Origin of the sequence: Pseudomonas shahriarae, assembly GCF_014268455.2 — a bacterium.
Lineage (GTDB): Bacteria > Pseudomonadota > Gammaproteobacteria > Pseudomonadales > Pseudomonadaceae > Aquipseudomonas > Aquipseudomonas shahriarae.
In genome coordinates this window covers 902,026-922,371 of record NZ_CP077085.1, presented here as the reverse complement: position 1 = coordinate 922,371, position 20,346 = coordinate 902,026, and the positions used below count along the sequence as shown (strand labels likewise).

The 20,346-nt window shown below is 61.0% G+C and carries 21 protein-coding genes; 11 read left to right on the top strand and 10 right to left on the bottom strand.

All coding sequences use genetic code 11. The annotated features are described in order from the left end of the window. The first annotated feature begins 82 nt into the window (after nt 1–82). Entirely contained in the window at nt 83–1,018 is a 936-nt protein-coding gene (locus HU773_RS04050; RefSeq protein ID WP_128593777.1) for a LysR family transcriptional regulator, read from the top strand. A gap of 6 nt (nt 1,019–1,024) precedes the next feature. On the opposite strand, the gene HU773_RS04045 is transcribed toward HU773_RS04050, so the two are convergent. Continuing rightward, complete coding sequence (locus HU773_RS04045) at nt 1,025–2,113, bottom strand: calcium:cation antiporter (protein WP_186626259.1); 1,089 nt, start codon at nt 2,111–2,113, stop codon at nt 1,025–1,027. 194 nt (nt 2,114–2,307) lie between these two features. On the opposite strand from HU773_RS04045, the gene HU773_RS04040 reads away from it, so the two are divergent. Next, nucleotides 2,308–3,261, top strand: a complete 954-nt coding sequence (locus tag HU773_RS04040) for an adenosine deaminase (RefSeq protein WP_032859755.1) — start codon at nt 2,308–2,310, stop codon at nt 3,259–3,261. A 31-nt stretch (nt 3,262–3,292) separates the two neighbouring features. Here the strand turns inward: HU773_RS04040 and HU773_RS04035 are convergent, their stop codons facing one another. Both HU773_RS04035 and vimR read right to left on the bottom strand, forming a co-directional pair. Then, nucleotides 3,293–3,991 carry an ArsR/SmtB family transcription factor gene (locus HU773_RS04035; protein WP_057958245.1) on the bottom strand — a complete coding sequence of 233 codons (699 nt, stop codon included), beginning with the start codon at nt 3,989–3,991 and terminating at the stop codon, nt 3,293–3,295. Nucleotides 3,992–4,128: 137 nt separating this feature from the next. After that, a complete protein-coding gene (gene vimR, locus HU773_RS04030) occupies nt 4,129–5,055 on the bottom strand; it encodes a transcription regulator VimR (RefSeq protein WP_057958244.1) in 927 nt (308 codons plus the stop codon). A gap of 122 nt (nt 5,056–5,177) precedes the next feature. On the opposite strand from vimR, the gene HU773_RS04025 reads away from it, so the two are divergent. After that, complete coding sequence (locus HU773_RS04025; protein ID WP_057437646.1) at nt 5,178–6,191, top strand: zinc-binding alcohol dehydrogenase family protein; 1,014 nt, start codon at nt 5,178–5,180, stop codon at nt 6,189–6,191. Between the two features lie 149 nt (nt 6,192–6,340). Beyond that, entirely contained in the window at nt 6,341–6,520 is a 180-nt protein-coding gene (locus tag HU773_RS04020; RefSeq protein WP_057437642.1) for a hypothetical protein, read from the top strand. An 8-nt stretch (nt 6,521–6,528) separates the two neighbouring features. On the opposite strand, the gene HU773_RS04015 is transcribed toward HU773_RS04020, so the two are convergent. Together HU773_RS04015 and HU773_RS04010 are read right to left on the bottom strand one after the other, a co-directional pair. Further along, entirely contained in the window at nt 6,529–7,722 is a 1,194-nt protein-coding gene (locus tag HU773_RS04015; protein ID WP_057958242.1) for a multidrug effflux MFS transporter, read from the bottom strand. An 86-nt stretch (nt 7,723–7,808) separates the two neighbouring features. Beyond that, the gene (locus tag HU773_RS04010) at nt 7,809–8,006 is read right to left on the bottom strand and encodes a heavy-metal-associated domain-containing protein (protein WP_057958241.1); all 198 of its coding nucleotides are present in this window, start codon (nt 8,004–8,006) and stop codon (nt 7,809–7,811) included. A gap of 147 nt (nt 8,007–8,153) precedes the next feature. On the opposite strand from HU773_RS04010, the gene HU773_RS04005 reads away from it, so the two are divergent. Together HU773_RS04005 and cueR are read left to right on the top strand one after the other, a co-directional pair. After that, entirely contained in the window at nt 8,154–8,534 is a 381-nt protein-coding gene (locus HU773_RS04005; RefSeq protein WP_057437637.1) for a hypothetical protein, read from the top strand. A 260-nt stretch (nt 8,535–8,794) separates the two neighbouring features. Continuing rightward, nucleotides 8,795–9,196, top strand: a complete 402-nt coding sequence (cueR, locus tag HU773_RS04000; RefSeq protein ID WP_057437636.1) for a Cu(I)-responsive transcriptional regulator — start codon at nt 8,795–8,797, stop codon at nt 9,194–9,196. Nucleotides 9,197–9,271: 75 nt separating this feature from the next. Here the strand turns inward: cueR and HU773_RS03995 are convergent, their stop codons facing one another. Together HU773_RS03995 and HU773_RS03990 are read right to left on the bottom strand one after the other, a co-directional pair. Further along, on the bottom strand, nt 9,272–10,168 hold the full coding sequence (locus tag HU773_RS03995) for a PA4780 family RIO1-like protein kinase (protein WP_029297573.1): 897 nt from the start codon (nt 10,166–10,168) through the stop codon (nt 9,272–9,274). Nucleotides 10,169–10,342: 174 nt separating this feature from the next. Further along, complete coding sequence (locus HU773_RS03990; RefSeq protein ID WP_186626260.1) at nt 10,343–11,620, bottom strand: acetyl-CoA C-acetyltransferase; 1,278 nt, start codon at nt 11,618–11,620, stop codon at nt 10,343–10,345. 105 nt (nt 11,621–11,725) lie between these two features. Between HU773_RS03990 and HU773_RS03985 the strand changes: the two genes are divergently transcribed. The 4 genes from HU773_RS03985 (at nt 11,726) to HU773_RS03970 (ending at nt 17,741) form a co-directional block, all read left to right on the top strand. Next, complete coding sequence (locus HU773_RS03985) at nt 11,726–13,078, top strand: 3-oxoacyl-ACP reductase (protein WP_186626261.1); 1,353 nt, start codon at nt 11,726–11,728, stop codon at nt 13,076–13,078. A 2-nt stretch (nt 13,079–13,080) separates the two neighbouring features. Next, nucleotides 13,081–13,929: a MaoC family dehydratase gene (locus HU773_RS03980; protein WP_057958238.1), complete on the top strand. Its 849-nt coding sequence runs from the start codon at nt 13,081–13,083 to the stop codon at nt 13,927–13,929. A 312-nt stretch (nt 13,930–14,241) separates the two neighbouring features. After that, entirely contained in the window at nt 14,242–15,891 is a 1,650-nt protein-coding gene (locus tag HU773_RS03975) for a collagen-like triple helix repeat-containing protein (protein ID WP_186626262.1), read from the top strand. A 167-nt stretch (nt 15,892–16,058) separates the two neighbouring features. Next, a complete protein-coding gene (locus HU773_RS03970) occupies nt 16,059–17,741 on the top strand; it encodes a ShlB/FhaC/HecB family hemolysin secretion/activation protein (protein ID WP_057958237.1) in 1,683 nt (560 codons plus the stop codon). A 447-nt stretch (nt 17,742–18,188) separates the two neighbouring features. Here HU773_RS03970 and HU773_RS03965 read toward each other — a convergent pair whose 3' ends face one another. The 3 genes from HU773_RS03965 to HU773_RS03955 are packed head-to-tail and all read right to left on the bottom strand — an operon-like array spanning nt 18,189 to nt 19,058. Then, complete coding sequence (locus HU773_RS03965; protein ID WP_128593916.1) at nt 18,189–18,377, bottom strand: Flp family type IVb pilin; 189 nt, start codon at nt 18,375–18,377, stop codon at nt 18,189–18,191. Nucleotides 18,378–18,421: 44 nt separating this feature from the next. Further along, a complete protein-coding gene (locus tag HU773_RS03960) occupies nt 18,422–18,814 on the bottom strand; it encodes a response regulator (protein WP_186625831.1) in 393 nt (130 codons plus the stop codon). A 55-nt stretch (nt 18,815–18,869) separates the two neighbouring features. Continuing rightward, nucleotides 18,870–19,058 carry a Flp family type IVb pilin gene (locus tag HU773_RS03955; protein ID WP_057958234.1) on the bottom strand — a complete coding sequence of 63 codons (189 nt, stop codon included), beginning with the start codon at nt 19,056–19,058 and terminating at the stop codon, nt 18,870–18,872. Between the two features lie 329 nt (nt 19,059–19,387). Between HU773_RS03955 and cpaB the strand changes: the two genes are divergently transcribed. Beyond that, entirely contained in the window at nt 19,388–20,335 is a 948-nt protein-coding gene (gene cpaB, locus HU773_RS03950) for a Flp pilus assembly protein CpaB (RefSeq protein WP_057958233.1), read from the top strand. Nucleotides 20,336–20,346: the final 11 nt, after the last annotated feature.

Below are 20,346 nucleotides of genomic sequence, written 5' to 3'. Positions count from 1 at the left end.
TTGATCCTACTCAGGCTATATTGGAAATACCGTTTTTTGATTGACCCATATATAAGATATATACCCCATGACAGGCTAACCCATGAAAAATGCCCGAAAGCTCGATATAGGCAGGCTCATTGCATTTGTGACTGTATGCGAAGAAGGCAGTGTGACGGCCGCATCGCGCAAACTGGGCATTGCACAACCTGCTCTTACTGTAACGTTGACCAAACTCGAACAAGCTATTGGTGTGCAATTGTTAACGAGAGATGCCAGAGGGGCTTCGCCGACTGCATTGGGCCAACGTTTTTTAAGCAGCGCTTATGAACTACTGGGCATGGCCGAAATGGCCTACAAAAAAATACATGAAGATTCTGATTTTCCCGAAGGAGAAGTCGTCATAGGCGTGCCCTACTCTTGCGCCAATGTATTGGTCGTCCCACTCCTGACCCGACTGGCAGCCGCCTACCCGGGAATCCGCTTGCGCGTCGTAGAGTCCCCGTCCGCTTATCTTTGGGATTGGCTGAGCGACGGGAAACTGGACATCGCGCTGCTGTTCGACCGCAAATCCTCCACCGAGGTGGTCTGCGAAGACTTCGCCCAGGAAGATCTCTACTTGGTGGGCAGTCACAGCCTGCTCAATCTGCAGGAGATCAACGTCAAAAGACTCTCGGAGTTTCCGCTGGTCATGGCCTCGCGCCTCAACCGTATTCGCACCCTGTTGGACAATCATTTGGCGGGCCACGACCTCACCCTCAATGTGAGCATTGAAATAGATTCCGGCGAATTCCAGGTGCGCTTGATAGAAACCGGCAACTGGTTCGGTATCCAGGCCGCCAGTTCCGTTGCGGAAAAACTACGCACCCGGCAATTGCAGGCCGCGCTGATAGTCCCTCGGGTTACTCGCACCATCTGCATCGCCCGCCACCGGGGAAAGTTGACGGACCCTTGCGTCGCACGTGTGATTACCGAGTTGAAACAGGAAAGCGAGAGGATGTTTGAAAACGGGCTCTGGCCCGCGCGCAAAATCACCTAGCCAGGCCTATACCCCCAGCAGCGACAGCATGATAAAGGTCGCAAACAATACAAAATGGGTCATCCCTTCGATGGCGTTGGTTTCGCCATCGTTGAGGTTGATCGCACTGACAATCAGCGTGATAAACACCATCACCGTTTGCACCGGGGTCATCGCCATCTGAAACGGCTGGCCGGTGTACAGCGCCATGGCTTCCATCACCGGCACCGTCAGAATCACCGTCGACAACGAAGCCCCCAGCGCGATGTTGACCACCGACTGCATGCGGTTGGCCAAGGCTGCGCGCAAGGCGGTCAGAATCTCCGGGGCGGCGGAAATCGCCGCCACCAGGATCGCCGTGATCACCGGCGGCGCCCCCGTGCCCTCCAGGCCAAGGTCCAGGGTCTTGGACATCACCTCGGCCAATGCGCCAATCACCACCACACCAAACACCAGGGTCGCGATGGAGAACGTCAGGTTGACCGGCGAGGCGTGCTCTTGCGGCGATGGCTTGCGACGTTTTTCCGGATAGCTGTAGCTGAAGAAGTAACTGTGTGGCCCCACCTGCATACGCAGGAACAAGGCATACAACACCACCATCGCACCGATGGTGAAGGCCGAGTAGATTTTCCAGTCGGCCTCGGGGATAAATTCCGGCACCACCATGGACACGCCCATGGCAGTCAAGATCATCACGCTGTAGGTCCGCGCCGAATCATCGTTGTAGGACTGCTCCCCATGCTTGATGCCGCCCATCAACGCAGCCAGGCCAAGGATGCCGTTGATATCCAGCATTACGGCTGAGTAGATCGTGTCACGCACCAGGGTCGGCGATGCCTCGTTGCTCATCATGATCGCCAGGATCACCACTTCCACCAGCACCGCCGCCAGGGTCAGGATCATGGTGCCGTAGGGGTCGCCGACCTTTTCGGCGAGCAGCTCGGCATGGTGGGCCACGCGCATCGAGGCCATGACGATAAAACCGATCAGCACCAGGCCGCCGAGCAGGGCCGTCATCTGTCCACTGTGCAACAGCCAGTGCTCCAGAGGGTAGGCTGCGAGGGCGGCGATCAGCGCCAGCCACATGAACTTTTCTTGCTTGAGGGATGTGAGCATTACAGGCCTTTTCGAGCGGCAAATCAGTCATTGATGGGGTACAGACTGCGGCGTATCGCTAACGTTTCGTTACACCTTAGTTCATTCGCCCATTGCCGCAGGCACGAACAATGCTTACCGCTCGGTCAGGTTTTACCGATTATTTGCGCCCTGGCCTGTAGAATGCCGCCATTGCACCTGATGAGAATGCCCCCATGTACGACTGGCTCAATGCCCTGCCCAAGGCCGAACTGCACCTGCACCTGGAGGGTTCGCTGGAGCCCGAGTTGCTGTTCGCCCTGGCCGAACGCAACAAAATCGCGCTGCCGTGGAACGACGTCGAAACCCTGCGCAAGGCCTACGCCTTCAATAACCTGCAGGAGTTTCTCGACCTCTACTACAAGGGCGCCGATGTATTGCGCACCTCCCAGGATTTCTACGACCTGACCTGGGCCTACCTGCTGCGTTGCAAGGCGCAGAACGTGATCCATACCGAACCGTTCTTCGACCCGCAGACCCACACCGACCGGGGGATCCCGTTTGAAGTGGTGCTCAACGGCATCGCCAGCGCGCTCAAAGATGGCGAGCAGCAACTGGGCATCACCAGCGGCCTGATCCTCAGCTTCCTGCGCCACCTGAGCGAAGAGCAAGCGCAAAAAACCCTCGACCAGGCGCTGCCGTTCCGGGACGCGTTTGTCGCCGTAGGCCTGGACAGCTCGGAAATGGGCCACCCGCCAAGCAAGTTCCAGCGCGTATTCGATCGCGCCCGTGGCGAAGGTTTCCTGACCGTCGCCCATGCCGGTGAGGAAGGCCCGCCGGAGTACATCTGGGAAGCCCTCGACCTGCTGAAGATCCAGCGTATCGACCATGGTGTGCGCGCCATTGAAGACGAACGCCTGATGCAGCGGATCATCGACGAGCAGATCCCGCTGACCGTGTGCCCGCTGTCCAACACCAAGCTGTGCGTGTTCGACGACATGGCCCAGCACAACATCCTCGACATGCTTGAGCGTGGGGTGAAGGTCACGGTGAACTCGGATGACCCGGCGTACTTCGGCGGTTATGTCACCGAGAACTTCCACGCGCTGCACACCTCGCTGGGCATGACCCAGGACCAGGCCCGCCGCCTGGCGCAAAACAGCCTGGATGCACGCCTGGTCAAGCCCTGACCAAACCTTGTAGGGGCCGGTTTTCCGGCTCCTACAAGGCCGCCATCCGGGCAATTTCCAGGCGCCCGGTCTCGGTGACCTGCAGTACGCTCGACTCATTGATCACCGTCAGCCAGCGTGACTGCATGAACAACTGCAACAATCCCGCCCCCAATGCCCCGCCCAGGTGCGGTTGCTGCTCGCTCCAGTCAAAACAATCACAAGCCATCGTCGAGTAACTGTGTTGCGCCAGGGCCTGGGTGTAAATGCCACGCTCGGCCAATTGGCGTGCGCCCAACGGCGTCACGTGAAGCCGCTGTTCGAAGCGTTCAACCCACTTCGCCAGCACCATGCGTTGATAGAGTGCTGCCGCCATTTCACCCCCCAGATGGTCATGACAAAGCCGCGCCTGACGCAACGACGACGGTGCCAGCAAGGCCGCCACCGGCAGGCCGACTGCACTGCGCGCCACACTGGCCATGGTGGTACTGGCCAGCGCATCGACTGCCGCGCTCACATCGGCCGCCGCCATGCGAAAGAAGCGTTTGCGCCCCCGGGCTTCAATGCGCAGCAATCCACCCGCCGCCAATCGCGCCAGATGCGCATTGGCCGATGACGCGGATAACCCCGCCAGCATCGCCAGTTCTTCGGACGGCTTGGCCGAGCCGTCCATCAACGCCCAGATCATCGCGGCGCGTTTGGGGTCGGCCAGCAAGGTGGCGATCTGGCTGATGCAAGGTGCCTGTTCCATGTATTCACTCCCTGTAGATTCGTTGGTCTGCTCCATTTCGCGGAAAAGTATAAGTGTGTAAGCAGCAGATTCCGTGGCGTCTTACAGCCAAATCAGCGACAGCATTTGCCTGAAGTTTCCTGAATTCCCTGGGGTTATTACGTAGTCCCTTGCTGTTCAGGCAACTGCGCGCTCAACTTCCCACAACGTGCCACGAGCATTTCACGCAGGAGGTTGATCGGCTTACTCAACTGCGCGCGATGGGCGCACAGCAGATTGAGCGGTGTGCGCTCACCCTGCAGCTCCGGCAAGAGCAACCGCAGGCGGCCTGCCAGTACGTCGGCGCTGACATCCAGCCAGGACTTATAGGCAATCCCCACCCCGGCCACGGCCCAGCGCCGCACCACGTCGGCATCGTCACTGAAGCGGTCACCGGTAACCGTCAGACTGATTTCCCGTTTGCCATCCTGAAAGCTCCAATGGTCATGCACGCGGCTACCGAGCATGTACAGCAGGCAGTTGTGCTGGGCCAGTTCCTCCAGGTGGCGCGGCTCGCCATGCCGGGCCAGGTAGCTGGGCGCGGCGCACAGCACCCGGCGATTGTCCGGCGCGACCGGCAAGGCCACCAGGCTCGAATCCTCGGGTTCGCCATAGCGCAAGGCGATATCCACCGGCTGGCGGAACAGGTCGGCAATCCGGTCGCCCAGTAGCAGGCGCACACTTAATTGCGGGTGCTCGCGCTGAAATTCGTCCAGCCACGGCAACAGCAGGTTGCGGCCGAAGTCCGAAGGCGCCGACAGTTGCAAAACACCACTGACATGGTCCTGGCTGCTGGCCAGCAGGCGCCGGCCTTCATCCAGTTGGCTCAAGGCACCGCGGGCGTATTGCAAGAAACCCTCGCCCTCGGCAGTCAGGCGCAGGCTGCGAGTAGAACGTGCCAGCAAGCGCGCGCCCAATTGTTGCTCAATGCGTTTCAACGCTGCGCTGGCCACCGCCGCCGACATATCCATGACCCGTGCGGCGGCCGACAAACTCCCCAAATCCGCCGCACGTACGAACAACTGCAAATCATCAAAACGCAGCATGACCACCGCCCCGAGGGATTATCAAAAAACCATTGAAAGAGACTGCTCTTTTAGCGGGTTTTATCTGCAAGAGAAATAGCTAATGATCTAACCATCCCATTCCGCCCTTCCTGGAACTTGCCATGAAAGCCATCGCCTACTACGCCGCATTGCCAATCAACGACCCAAAGTCCCTGCAGGATATCCAGTTGCCTGAGCCGGTGGCCGGTCCGCGCGACCTGCTGGTAGAAGTCAAAGCCATCTCGGTCAACCCGGTGGATACCAAGATCCGCCAGAACGTCACCCCGGAAAACGGCGCGGCCAAAGTGCTGGGCTGGGACGTGGCCGGTGTGGTCAAGGCCGTGGGCAGTGAAGTGACGCTGTTCAAGGCCGGCGACAAAGTGTTTTATGCGGGCTCCCTGACCCGCCCGGGTGGCAACAGCGAACTGCACACCGTCGATGAGCGCATCGTCGGCCATATGCCCAAGAGCCTGGGGTTTGCCGAAGCCGCAGCCCTGCCGCTGACTGCCATCACCGCCTGGGAACTGCTGTTCGAGCGCTTGCAAGTGCCTGAAGGCAAGACCGATCAAGGCCAGAGCCTGCTGATTGTCGGCGCTGCCGGTGGCGTAGGTTCGATCCTCACCCAATTGGCGGCGCAACTCACCGCACTCAAGGTGATCGGCAGCGCCTCGCGCCCGCAAACCCAGGCCTGGGCCAAGGACCTGGGCGCTGACCTGGTAGTCGACCACAGCCAGCCACTGAGCGAAGAGCTCAAGCGCGTAGGCCACCCACAGGTGACCCACGTCGCCAGCCTGACCCAGACCGACCAGCACCTGGACCAGTTGGTCGAAGCGCTCGCGCCCCAAGGCAAACTGGCACTGATTGATGACCCCAAGTCGCTGGATGTGCTCAAGCTCAAGCGCAAGAGCCTGTCGCTGCACTGGGAATTCATGTACACCCGCTCGATGTTCGAGACTGCCGACATGATCGAGCAACACAACCTGCTCAATCGAGTGGCCGAGCTGATCGATGCCGGCACGCTGAAAACCACGGTGGGCGAGCACTTCGGCGTGATCAACGCAGAGAACCTGCGCCGCGCCCATGCTTTGCTGGAAAGCGGCAAGGCAAAGGGCAAGATTGTGCTGGAAGGCTTCTAAGACGCGGGCTCTGTCAGTGTCGTCCGTTCCACCTGTGGGCAACGGACGGCACCGCTAGTCAGACACTTGATCCTTGTCATATTTTTGAGCGTCTTCGGGTTTATATTGGCCGCCTTTGCCACGCAATCTTTTACGTGAGGAAGTCAGCAATGAAGATCCTGATAAAAGCGTTAGCAAAATCCCAAGGCAACAAATGGCAGGTCCGCCTGGACCAGGACGCCTTTACCTTCCGCAGTGAAGCCGAGGCCCGCGCCTTCGCCAACACCCTGCAAAACCGGATCCAGGCGCCCCACCGGTTTCCCGAAAACCAGCAGCGCGCTACGGGCTGAAAAGACTGTCAGACCTGCGCTTGCAAGGCTCGCTGCCGCTGCAGGCGCTGGGTCCACATGGCCACCACTACCGCCAACACCCCGCACAGGCTGATGACGATCGACATCGGCATGGCCGTGCCGTCGTGCAATGCGCCGACCAACGATGCCGCACCCGCCGCCACACCAAACTGGATACAGCCCAGCAGTGCCGAGGCGCTGCCGGCCCGCGCGCCCTGGCCGTTCATGGCGCACGCCGAGGTATTGGGCATGATGCAGCCCAGGCTGGCGATACACAGGAACAGCGGCACCAGCAGCGGCCACAGTGCTTCGGTATGCAAGGCACTGACGGCCAGCAATGCCAGCGCTGCCGCGAGGTAAACCCATACCGTACGGGTCAGGAGAAAGGCCGGCCCGCGCTTGGACAGCAGCCGCGCATTGACCTGCGCCACCAGGATAAAGCCCGCGGCGTTGGTGCCGAACAGCCAGCCATAATGCTCAGCCGGCACGCCGTACAGCTTGATAAAGACGAAAGGCGAACCGGCAATGTAGGCAAACATCCCGCCAATCGCGATGCCGCCGGTCACGGCATACCCCAGGTATACGCGGTCGGCCAGCAGGCGTCCGTACTGGCGCAACGCTCCGGACAGCGGCTGCCGAGGTTGATGGGCCGGAAAACTCTCCGGCAGACCGACAGCCACTGCCACACCCGCACCGACGCTGAACAGGGTCAACGCCAGGAAGATCGACTGCCAGCCCCACAGGCTGACCATCACCCCACCGAGCATCGGCGCCAGGATCGGCGCCAGCCCGACCACCAGCATCAACTGCGAAAAGACCTTGGCCGAACCCACCGCGTCGCACTTGTCGCTGACCACCGCCCGGGAAATCACCATGCCCGCACACCCGCCCAGGGCCTGGACGAAGCGCGCACCGATCAGCCACTCCAGGGACGGCGCATAGGCGCACGCCAGGGAGGCCAAGGTGAACAGGGTGACACCACTCAATAGCGGGATGCGCCGGCCAAAACGATCCGCCAGCGGCCCATAGATCAATTGACCGACCGCAAGCCCGGTGAAGTACACCGCCAGGGTCAACTGGATATGTTTTTCGTCGGTGCCGAACGCCACCGCCATGGCCGGGAAGCCCGGCAGATAAAAGTCGATGGCCAGCGGCGCAAATGCGCTCAAGGCCCCCAGAATGAGGAGTATGCGAAGGTTCATCAGGCACCCAAAAGAGTCGGCAGCCCGACAGTCTAGCCGCGCTTGGGTGCCTTGAACATTACGATAGCTCGCTAACTATTAAATAATCAGGCGAGCTTGGCGCTGTAGCCTTCTTCGGTAATCACGTGGATCACTTCTTCCGGCAACAAACGACTTTCCACCCCGACTTCCTTGGCCCCCAGATCGACCTTCACACTGGCTGCCGGGTCCAGGGCCTGAACGGCTTGGGTGACGGCACGAACGCAGTGGCCGCAGGTCATTCCTTCAACGCTGAATATTTGCATGACATGACTCCTTAAGTGAGGTTGCACCCAGTTTCATCCTTGCCACGATGGCAAGGTCAAGCGCCGAAAACAACAGCCGGGCTGGTATTCCCTGGCGGCGTCGGCCAAGCTGCAACCATCCACGATTTGAAACCCGGAGAATTCACCATGCGCTGGTCGCTTTTTGGCCTTGTGAGCCTGTTGAGCCTGTTCGCCGCCGCCCCCCAGGCCAGCGCGGCCGAGGATTATGCGGTGCTGATCATTTCCAGGGAGCGCCTGGAAGTCCCCACCAATTGCGAGATTGGCCTGTACGTCAATGACCAGTTGGCCGGGCGGCTGTTCCAGGAGCAATCCACCTCGTTCAACTTCCCCGCAGGCCCGGTCTCGCTGCGCCTCAAGCTACTGCCAGGCCAAGCCCCAGGCTGCCTGCCAGGATTGCTGGCGCCCAAGGCACAACACATCGAGTTGAAGGCAGGCGATGTGCGCAAACTGCGCATTGCCCAGGGTGCGGACGGCATGTACCTCAAGGCGGCAAAGCTGGGCTATTAATCTACGGCAGCCAAACAATGGAGCTTGACCTTCCCCTAAGGTCAAGGTTGATCCTACAGCTAACATTTCCCGGAAGACTGCCGCAAAGCGCAACCGCCGGCCGCGAGATCTGCGCAAAATTGGGCAGCATCCATTCGGGGCTGTTGTGTCCAACTGGTTCGGCCTGCTCGACCTGCTACGGACCCTGTCCAGCGCGGACATGGTGAGCAATGCGCTGCTGTTGAAACCTGGAAACCCAAGGATCTGGAGGATCACCGCCCATGAACATCGGTCTGGCAGCCCGGCAAAGCGGCTTGAGCGCCAAGATGATTCGCTATTACGAATCCATCAACCTGCTTAAACCGGCCAATCGCAGCGACAGCGGCTATCGCCTATATGGCCACGACGACCTGCACACCCTGGCATTCATCAAGCGTTCGAGGGATCTGGGGTTTTCCCTGGAGGAGGTCGGCAAGTTGCTGGAACTGTGGCAGGACCGGCAACGGGCCAGTGCCGACGTCAAGGCGTTGGCTCGCCAGCATATCGAAGAGTTGAACCACAAGATCCGCGAGTTGGGGCAGCTGCGCGATACATTGCAGGACCTGATGGAGCACTGCCAGGGCGATCACCGGCCGGACTGCCCGATTCTCAAGGAGTTGGCAGCGGGCGGTTGTTGCAAGTGACGGGGTATCACTGACCGCCCACAAAACCCAATGTGGGAGCCAGCTCCCACATTTACATTGCCAGTGACCTGAAGATCACTGCATCCAAGGCGGTGGCGGTTCTTCCGCCGGTTTGCCCGGTGGCGCATCATCCGCCGCACGGATCGCCTGGCGCCGCTCTTCGTCGAGCCGTGCCGCTTCGATCTCGCGCATCACGCCGCCCACATCCGCCAACTCTTCCGGCTCGTCGAACTCGCCGGTCAGCACGCTGGCCGGGTGCAAGGTGCCGGCTTCGTACAGCGCCCACATTTCCTTGGCGTACTTGGTGGTCTTCAATTCCGGGGCAAAGCGCCCGAAATACGAAGCCATGTTGCCCACGTCCCGCTCCAGCATGGTGAATGCGTGGTTGTTACCCGCCGCATCCACCGCTTGCGGCAGGTCGATAATGACGGGGCCGGTCGGCGTCAACAGCACGTTGAACTCCGAAAGGTCACCGTGCACCAGGCCGGTACACAGCATCAGCACGATCTGCGAGATCAGGAAGGCGTGATATTCACGGGCCTGATCCGGTTCCAGGACCACGTCGTTCAGACGTGGCGCCGCGTCACCGTATTCATCGGCCACCAGCTCCATCAGCAACACGCCTTCGAGGAAGTCGTAGGGCTGGGGCACACGAACGCCCGCACCGGCCAGGCGAAACAGCGCCGCTACTTCGGCGTTCTGCCACGCGTCTTCGGTTTCTTTCTTGCCGAACTTGGAGCCCTTGGCCATGGCCCGGGCCTGTCGGCTGTTGCGGACCTTGCGGCCTTCCTGGTATTCGGCCGCCTGACGAAAACTTCGTTTATTCGCCTCCTTGTAAACCTTGGCGCAACGTAACTCGTTGCCGCAGCGCACCACATAAACAGCTGCTTCTTTACCACTCATAAGTGGGCGCAGCACTTCGTCGACCAGACCGTCCTCGATCAGGGGTTCAATGCGTTTAGGAGTCTTCATCAGCTTTTATTGTGGGTCCTTTATTACCAAACACGCGTATGGCACTCGTTATACGGCAATCCTCGCACAGCGGGGAGAGGGTAACGAGCTTTGATCTGCTAAAGAATGCATCCAATATGCCAGATTAATCCGACAAAGCCGTTATTGCCCAAGGCGTTCGGATGATAGCCGAGATCAGCGCTCAATGATCGCTGTCACACCCTGCCCGCCCGCCGCGCAGATCGAGATCAGCCCGCGCCCCTTGCCCGCCGCATCCAGCAGCTTGGCCAAGTTGGCGACGATACGCCCACCGGTGGCGGCAAACGGGTGCCCGGCCGCCAGGGAGCTGCCCTTGACGTTAAGGCGGCTGCGGTCGATGGCGCCCAACGGCGCGTCCAGGCCCAGGAGGGTCTTGCAGTAATCGGCATCTTCCCAGGCCTTGAGTGTGCACAACACCTGGGCGGCGAAGGCCTCGTGAATTTCGTAGTAATCAAAATCCTGCAGTGTCAGGCCATTTCTCGCCAGCAGGCGTGGCACGGCATACACCGGCGCCATCAACAGCCCTTCGGCGCCGTTGACGAAATCCACCGCCGCCGCCTCGCCATCGCGCAGGTAGGCGAGGATCGGTAGGCCACGCTCCTTGGCCCAGGCTTCGCTGCCCAACAACACCAGGGACGCGCCATCGGTCAGGGGGGTGGAGTTGCCGGCGGTGAGGGTACCCTTTTCGCTGCGTTCAAAAGCCGGTTTGAGGCTGGCGAGTTTTTCCAGGGTCAGGTCCGGGCGCAGGTTATTGTCGCGGGTCAGGCCGAGAAACGGTGTGAGCAAATCGTTGTGCCAGCCCTCGGCGTAGGACGCGGCCATCTTCTGGTGGCTTTCCAGGGCCAGTTGGTCCTGTTCGGCGCGGGGAATCTGCCAGGTCTGCGCCATCAACTCGCAGTGCTGGCCCATGGACAGGCCGGTACGCGGCTCGCCATTGCGCGGCAGTTCCGGCTTGAGGTGTTGCGGACGAAGTTGTAACAGGACTTTTAATTTATCCGCCATGGATTTGCTGCGGTTGGCTTGCAGCAGGATCTTGCGCAACCCCTCATTGACGCCAATGGGCGCGTCGGAGGTGGTGTCGACGCCGCCGGCAATCCCGCATTCGATCTGCCCCAGGGCAATCTTGTTGGCCACCAGCAGCGCCGCTTCCAGCCCGGTGCCACAGGCCTGTTGAATGTCATAGGCCGGGGTTTGTGGCGACAGGCGCGAGCCCAGCACGCATTCGCGGGTCAGGTTGAAATCCCGCGAGTGCTTGAGCACTGCACCTGCGGCTACCTCGCCCATGCGCAGGCCGTGCAGGTTGTAGCGCTCGATCAAACCTTCCAGGGCGGCGGTCAACATGGCCTGGTTGCTCGCTGTGGCGTAGGGGCCATTGGAACGAGCGAAGGGGATACGATTACCGCCAATGATCGCGACGCGGCGCAACTGAGTCATGTAAAGCTCCCTGAAGGTGGTAGGTGCAATCCTGAGCCTAGACTAGGAACGACTGTCACCGATTGATGGTCCACCCTTTGAACCCCAGCAGCCGGAGAGCGTTCCATGTCTGACCGTTATATCGACTTCGCCAACTCAAGCCTCGGCCACCGCCTGGTCTCGGCCATTGGCCTGCCGTCCCCGGTACGCCTGGAGCGCTGGCAAGCCGGGCGCCTGCGCCCGGTGGACGGCGCCCTGCTGTTGGGCGGCGGCCCGCTCGCGGCCCAGGTACACGGGTTTGCCAATAAACTCACCGAGGCCATCTACAGCTACGGCCCCGAACCGCTGCAGGCCACGCCGTGGATTCCCGGGCATGGTCCCAAGCTCAAGGCGGTGCTGTTCGACGCCAGCCACTTGCAGCACACCGACCAACTCAAGCAACTGCGCGAATTCTTTCAGCCGCTGCTGAAAAATCTCGACCACAGCGCACACCTGGTGATTCTCGGCCGCGCCCCGGAAAGCCTCGACGAGCCGTTTGCCGCCAGCGCCCAGCGCGCCCTCGAAGGCTTCAGCCGGTCCCTGGCCAAGGAGCTGCGCAACGGCGGCACCCTGCAACTGCTGTATGTCGCAGAAGGCGCCGAGGATCAGTTGGAAGGTGCGCTGCGGTTTTTCCTCTCGCCGAAAAGTGCCTATATCAGCGGCCAAGTGCTACGCCTCAGCGCCTGCCCGACCCAGGTGCACGACTGGACGCGCCCGCTGGCCGGGCGCAAGGCCCTGGTGACCGGAGCTGCCCGTGGCATCGGCGCGTCGATTGCCGAAACCCTGGCGCGCGACGGTGCCGAAATTGTGTTGCTGGATGTGCCGCAAGCCAAGGCCGATCTCGACGCCCTCGCCGCACGGTTGGGCGGGCGTGGCATTGCCCTGGATATCTGCGCCGATGACGCGGCCACGCAATTGATCGAGCAATTGCCGGACGGCATCGACATTGTGGTGCACAACGCTGGCATCACCCGCGACAAGACCCTAGCCAATATGACCCCGGAATACTGGGACGCGGTGCTGGCGGTCAATCTCAACGCCCCGCAAGTGTTGACCAAGGCCCTGCTCGACAGCGGCACCCTGCACGACAATGGCCGCGTGGTATTGCTCGCGTCCATCAGCGGCATCGCTGGCAATCGCGGGCAAACCAACTACGCCGCGAGCAAGGCCGGGCTGATCGGCCTGGCCCAAGCCTGGGCGCCGTTGCTGGCGCAACGCGGCATCAGCATCAACGCGGTGGCACCGGGCTTTATCGAGACCCAGATGACTGCGCATATTCCCTTCGCCTTGCGTGAAGCCGGGCGACGCATGAGCTCCCTGGGCCAGGGCGGCCTGCCGCAGGACGTTGCAGAAGCAGTGGCCTGGCTAGGCCAGCCAGGCTCGGGGGCGGTCAGTGGTCAGGCGTTGCGGGTGTGCGGGCAAAGCCTGCTGGGAGCATAACGATGCTGTGGCACACATTACCCAGCAGCCCGGCGCTGCCACCGTTGTACTGGCGCGCCGCACTCAAGCGCAAAATCACCGGCACCACCCTGCCCGACTTTGGGCTGCACTGCCGGGTGCAGGTCAATCCCGAGGCAGTGGCGGCCTATCGCAAGGTCTGCGGGTTTGCCGACAGCCCAATGCTGCCGGCGACCTATCCGCACATCCTGGCGTTCGGCCTGCAGTTGCAGTTGCTGACAGCCCGGGAATTTCCTTTCCCACTGTTGGGGCTGGTGCATCTGAGCAACCGTATCCGCGTATTCCGCCCCATGGGCGGGGTCAGCGAGGTGCGGGTCAGTGTGCATACGCGCAACCTGCAACCCCATGCCAAGGGTGCGACCTTTGACTTGATCACCACCGTCGAGGATTCCCTGGGATTGCTGTGGGAAGGCGAAAGTCGAATGCTCTGTCGTGGGGTGAAACTCGAGGGGGAGACGCCGGAGCAATCCCTGCCAACACCCAATACCGTCAGCGAACTGACCCGCTGGCAGGCGCCGTCCGACATCGGTCGGCGGTACGCCCGGGTATCCGGCGACTACAACCCGATCCACTTGAGCGCCCTCACTGCCAAGCTGTTCGGCTTCCCCCAGGCGATCGCCCACGGGCTGTGGAACAAGGCACGCACCGTCGCCGCCCTGCATGAACATCTGCCGGCGGCGAATATCGAGATCTACGTTGAGTTCAAGAAACCTGTGCGGCTGCCTGGACAGGTCATCTTGTTAAGCAGTGCCTCTGGCTCCAGCGGCGAGTTGCAACTCAAGGGCAATGGCGACATCGAACATATGCTCGGGAAGTGGCAGCCGATTGCCTGAAAGCGGGGTAATTTGCTGATTAATTGTATATATACACCCTAAGTTATAGCGGGCCATTGGTAGCCCGCTAACTTATTTAACTTATTGATCTAGAACACATAACCACAAATAAAAAACCGCCTTATATACCTTTGGCATTAATCATCAGGACGAGTAAGTCTGCCTGTATATAAATCGTTAATACCAAGTTGAGCATTGCGATAAAGAGTACCGGGGACTGTTATAGCCACAACGGACGCATGTATTGCTCGCTGAAGAACGGGCGAACTAGCGAAACCAACAAAGGCTGTACCAGGTGCTAAGGAACTCATCATGAAAACTCAAGTCGTGTTGTGGAAGGCAAGTACTGCATTGGCCCTTATTCTGGCGATGAGCCTGGGAGGCTGCAGCAGTGGTGGTGGCGGCCATAAGAGCAGCGTCGCATCCTCCTCCCCGGATGCCGGTACCGACGGTGGTACAGGTGGTGGTGACGGTGGCGGCACTGGTGGCGGTACCGGCGGCGGCACTGGTGGCGGTACCGGCGGCGGCACTGGTGGCGGTACCGGCGGTGGCACTGGTGGCGGTACCGGCGGCGGCACTGGTGGCGGTACCGGCGGTGGCACTGGCGGCGGCACTGGCGGCGGTACCGGCGGTGGCACTGGCGGCGGCACAGGCTCGACCACCAGCCCCTTGGTCACTGGGCAGATTGCAGCCAACCTGGGCGACACGCTCGGCAATGTCGGCACAGCCATTGGTGGCATCGGCACAACCGTTGGCGGTGTTCCAGTAGTCGGCACTACGGCAGGTGGCCTGGTGACCAGCGTGGGCACCGCGGTCGGCAGCATCGGCACTGGCGTCGGCGATGGCCTGGGTTCCCTGGGCACTAACAGCAACTCCCTGGGCGTTACCGTGGCCGGCGTGGCCAACGGCGTCGCCGACCTGGGCACCGGGGTTTCGAACACCGGTAAAACCCTGTCGACCACCTTGGGCGGTATCCCAGTAGTCGGCGGCCTTACTGGCGGCGTCGGTGGGGCCGCCGGTGGCCTGGTGGATAAAGTCGGCCAGGCGGTCACCATGCTCGGCGATACCTTGAGCACTGCCAGCACCACCGGTCCCCTGGGATCGGTCACCAACACCCTGGGCGGCAAAGTGCTGGTGCCTGTGGTCTCGCTGGTGGAAAACACCACGGGCAATCTGGGCAAAGCCACTGGCCTGGGCAACCCGGTCAACGGCCTGCTGGATAAAGTCGGCTCTACCGCCACCGGCCTCGGCACCCAGGTGGCAGGCGCAGGTGGCACAGGCAACCCGGTGACCGGTGCCCTGGGCACGGTACTCGGCGGTGTCGGTGCGGTAGCAGGCACTGCAGGTGGTTATGTCGCACCGTCTGCCGGAACCGGCAGTGGCAGCGCCCCAGCCTCCGGTCTGCCTGAACTGGTGGGCGGCCTGGTGGCCAACGTCGGTAACGGCCTGAATGCGGGCAACACCAACGGTACCGTCAGTGCGGGCGGTGTGGCAGGTGGCGCATTGGGCAACACGGTGGCTTCGCTCGGCACAGTGATCGGTGGCAACGGCGTCGCCAACACGGCGGCAACCGCACCGGTCGCAGGTCTTGCGAACAATGTGGGCGCGGCGCTGAACCCTGTGACTTCGGGGGTCAGCAGCCTGACCCAAAACATCGGCACCTCTACCGGCATCGGTGCACCGGTTAATGGCCTGGTGACTCAAGTGGGCGGCGCAACCAGCGGCCTCGGTGGCAACATCACCGCAGCCAATGCCAACCCGATCACCAACACCGTGGGCCAGACCGTCAACGCAGTCGGTGGAGCGGTCTCCTCAGTGGGTGGTCTGGTCACCGGCGGCACCAGCGGCAGTGGCGGTGGCCTGCTCGGCGGCCTGAACATCAACGCCAACGCCACGGCGTCTGGATCGGCCACTGCAAACACCGGCGTAGGCGGCCTGCTCAAGGGCCTGACCGGTCAATAGAAAAATTGCACCTGGCCCATTAGACGGCCTCCCCTACAGCGCCTACGCTTGGTTGAGACGAGAGATTCCAATGGGTCTCTCGTCTTTTTTATTGGACTCCCAACCGCGTCCAAGAGCCCGGTGGGAACCTGCGAAATGCCGCTGCAGTTTTGACCATGGAGTGTCCTATGCGCGCCTTGACCCCGTTGTTATTGCTCACCCTCAGCGCCTACGTCCACGCCGAGACCCTACCCAGCTTCCTCAACAGCAACGACACCATTCGCAATCTCCCGGTCCCCAACCTGCCGGCCGACGCCTACCGCCCGGTGACGCCGCAGACCCAGCTACCCGAGACCCCGGCCGCACAAGCGCAACCGCTGCTGATGGACACCAAAGTCACCATCCGCAAGCTGCAGATCGAAGGCGGCACGGTGTACCCGCTCAAGGACGTTGCACAGGTGTTCGAGCCGTTGATTGGCCGTGAAACCAACCTCGCGCAACTGATCGAAGCGACCCGCAGCATCACTCGCCGCTACCAGCAGGATGGCTACTTGTTGTCCTACGCCTTCCTGCCCGACCAGCGTTTCGAACAGGGCCTGGTGCGCGTGGTGCTGGTCGAGGGCTATATCAAGGACTACCAGGTACAAGGCGACATTGGTTCGGTCTCGGCCTACGTCGACAAACTGGCGCAAAAACTCCAGGCCGAACGCCCGCTGACCCGCAAGACCTTTGAGCGCTATACCACCTTGATGGGGCGCATTCCGGGCGTCACGCTGCAAGCGCAAGTACCGCCACCGGGCACCACCGATGGTGCCGCGCACATGAACATCCAGGCCAGCCGCAAACCCTTTACCAGCAGCATGAACATGACCGACGACAGCCGTGGCGGCCTACAAGCCTTGATCGCCGGCACCAGCAATTCCCACACGGCAATGGGCGAACAAGTGAGCCTCAGCGGCCTGTTCCCGCCGGGTGAAGACAAAGAGCATTACTACCGGCTCGACTACAGCCAATTCATCAACGCCGAAGGCACACAACTGAGCTTGTATGGCGCGCGCTATCGCAGCGATCCGAGCACCCATATCCGCCTGAACGGCGGCTTCTCGCTCAAGCCACACCGCGAGAACGACCGCTTCTCCATCGGCCTGAGCCACCCATTGATCGCCTCGCCCAGCGAGTCCCTGACCCTCGGCACCCGCTTCTACGGGGTGAACGACAGGACTCGCTATCAACTGGTGGGTTACCCGCAACGCTTTGACGTAGAAACCGACTTGCGTGCGCTGGCCTTTGAAGGGGATTGGCGCAAGGCCGACAATCGCCAACTGCGCATCCTAAGCGCCGGCCTGTACCAGGGCATCGACGGACTGGGAGCCCACACGCGCAGTGACCTTGAGGGGATAAAGTCGGACCTGGACTTCTTCCGCCTGCGCCTGTCCGGGGTGCAGAGCGACAAGTTCTTCGACAACTGGCAAGGCGTGCTCTCGGCAGCGCTGTACTGGAGCGACGACACCTTGCCCGACAGCGAACGTGCGGTGTTCGGTGGGCAAAATTTCGGCCGAGGCTACCCGGATGACCAGGGCTCGGGCGACAAGGGTTGGGGGGTGGCCTACGAGGTGAACTACAGCTACAACCGCGCCGGCGACTGGGTAAGAATCGTGCAGCCCTACGTCGTGCTCGACCGCGCCAAGGCCTGGTTCAACAACCTGCCGGTCAAGGACAGCGACATGTCATCCGCCGCCGTTGGCGTGCGCTTTGGCGATGCCAAGTACTACAACATCGCGCTGGAGGCGGCCAAGCCGATGTCCGATATGGCAATGGATAGCTTTAACCGGCGGCCGCGCTATACATTGAGTTTTAGCTATCAGCTATAGGAACCGGCTTGCCGGCGATGCGGCGACCCGACAAGCCAGCTCCCACAGGGAACACAGCTTCGCGCTCTGACTCTGCGGTTGCCGTAGCTCTGCTTTTGATCTGGCTGTTGCTGTGGCTCTGCTTTTGATCTGGCTTTTGATCTTGATCTCAGGCGCCCCGTTAAACCACGATGGCCGCAGGCAGGTATTGCGCAGTGGGCACCCCGGCATGGATGCCGGGGTAGCCGCGACACGGCCAGGGATGGCCGATCGCGGCGGGCCCACGGAGCAATGCCTGACTGCGGGCATGCCGAGCCTAGGCGAGGCACCGAGTGGTGGGGCAAGAGCGTTTTGCTTACTTTGGCGCTTCTCCAAAGTGAGCCGCCGTAAGGGCGGAACCCTAAGTGGCCGTGACCGCAGCAACGGATATGTACACAAACCCAGTGTAGATACCTATGGCCATCGCACTCAGGTCAACGCATCCCCCACCTTGCCAAAAAACGCCTCAATCTGCGGCCCCAGCAACCTCCCAGCCGCCAACACCACCAACGCAATCACCACAATCAAAATCACATACTCGATAGCCGTCGCACCGTCCCGCCGGCGCCAGAACAGCATCGACCACGCATACATCCTCAGCAGCAGGGCAAGCAACATAGGGCATCTCCTCAGCTGGGCGCTACGGACAGGCCAACTGTTCCCTACGCCCGGGGAAACAGATTGTTCAGAGTGTCGATCAACCGAACCAGATAGATCGGTTTGCGAAACAGGTCCAGGACCTGCAACCGCAACATGTCACTGACATCATCCATTTCGGCATGACCGGACATAACAATCACGGGCAAGTGCTGGCGTGAGGTGTGCTCACGCAAGCGCTTGATCAGGGAAATGCCGCTTTCTTCAGGCATGCGCAGGTCGGTAATGACCAGCGCAATATCAGGATGCAGTGTCAGTTCCTGCAATGCGTCCGTGACGGAGTTGGCGCAGAAACAAACGAAGCCCTCGTCTCCCAGCGATTCCGCCAGTTCAACGAGGGCATCTTCTTCGTCATCCACCAACAGGATCTGCTGGCGGTTCGCATCAACAGCGTTCATGAGCAATACCTTCCAAGACAATCACTGATGGGCTTGCTCAAGGCTCTATTGCCAATCAGGTCAAGGCATCCCCGATTCTTTCGAACATGTCCGCGATCTGAGGCCCAAGCAGTTGCCCGGCCGCCAGCACGACCAGCGCAATAACCGCGACAAGAATCACGTACTCAATCGCCGTCGCCCCCTCTTTGCGATGAAAGAACAGTTGGAGTTGAACGTAGAGTTTCATCATGAAGGTAAGGAACATATGACTTCTCCTTTGCGCTTGCTTGCGCTGATATCGCAGTGCTGCACGGTGATTGCCGCGTGCCACTAGAGCATTGTCAACAAAACCCACCTCAACAACTGTAAGAACGGATTAATCACAAAGTATTAGCCGCCATTCTGGCGCCATAACCCTGTGCGTTTAAGGCAATGCGCGAGGGTTCCAAAATAAATCGTGGTGGCTAATGGCATTTTGTCTTAGCTCGGCTACCGTCAAATAGCGAAATCGTTAGATGTTCATAGCTGCCTGGTTGCGAAATCAACTCGTTAGGAAAAACGGGCCCATAGTGCAACAGGATAGGGAGAGCCTTCATGAACAGTCGTGTCAGCATGATCCTGGCCGGGTTGTTATTAATCGGTGCGCTGTTTGCAGGCTATTGGGGGCTGGTACTTAGCCGTCCGCCTGAGCCAACTGCAGAGCCATCGCCCTCTGGCGTTTCCATAGAAAAAACCGTCGCCGCCGTTGAAGACCAGACCCGCCAATCGGTGGTGGTGCTGGCCCATGATGTGCCGCCCTATGTGGCGCTCACCGCCACCGACCTGACCCTGGAAAAGCTGCGCACCGCACCGGCCGGCAGCTTGACCAGCCTCGACCAGGCCATCGGCCGCACGCCCTTGAGAGCCCTGAGCGCTGGCACTTGGCTGGACGATTCCAGCTTCAATGCCGGTGGCCCACTGGCCCGCATGATCCGCCCTGACGAACGCGCCCTGGCGGTGGCCGTCGATGAAGTCATCGGTGCCGCAGGCCAGTTGAGCCCTGGGGATTATGTGGATGTGCTGCTGTTCCTGCGCCCGGAAGGCACTAATCCGGAGCCCACCTCGCAGATCATCGTGCCGGCCCTGCGCCTGCTCAGTGTGGGCGATAACCTGGGCCCCACCAACGATGGCAAGCCCGCCGTTGCGCCGCCCACCACCGATGAAGAAAAAGCCCGCCAGGCACAACGTCAGGCAAGTCCACCGCGGACGGTGGTGCTGGCGGTGCCGCAACAGTTGATGAGCCGCTTGATGCTGGCCACCAGCGTCGGCGCCTTGCGCCTGGCGGTGCGCAGTGCCGATGAACAATTGCTGAGCCAGTACTGGGCCGGGGACAACGAGGCCTTCGCCAAACTGCAAAGCGCCAATCGCGAGCTGTACCAGTTCACTCAACTGGCCATGCTCGGCGCGCCGAAAAGACTCGCCCAGGCCGGGGGTGCCAGCGAATTCCGGCGCTCCGGCATTGAGGTCATACGCGGTAACCAAGCGACCCAACACAATCCCTGATTGAACAAGGA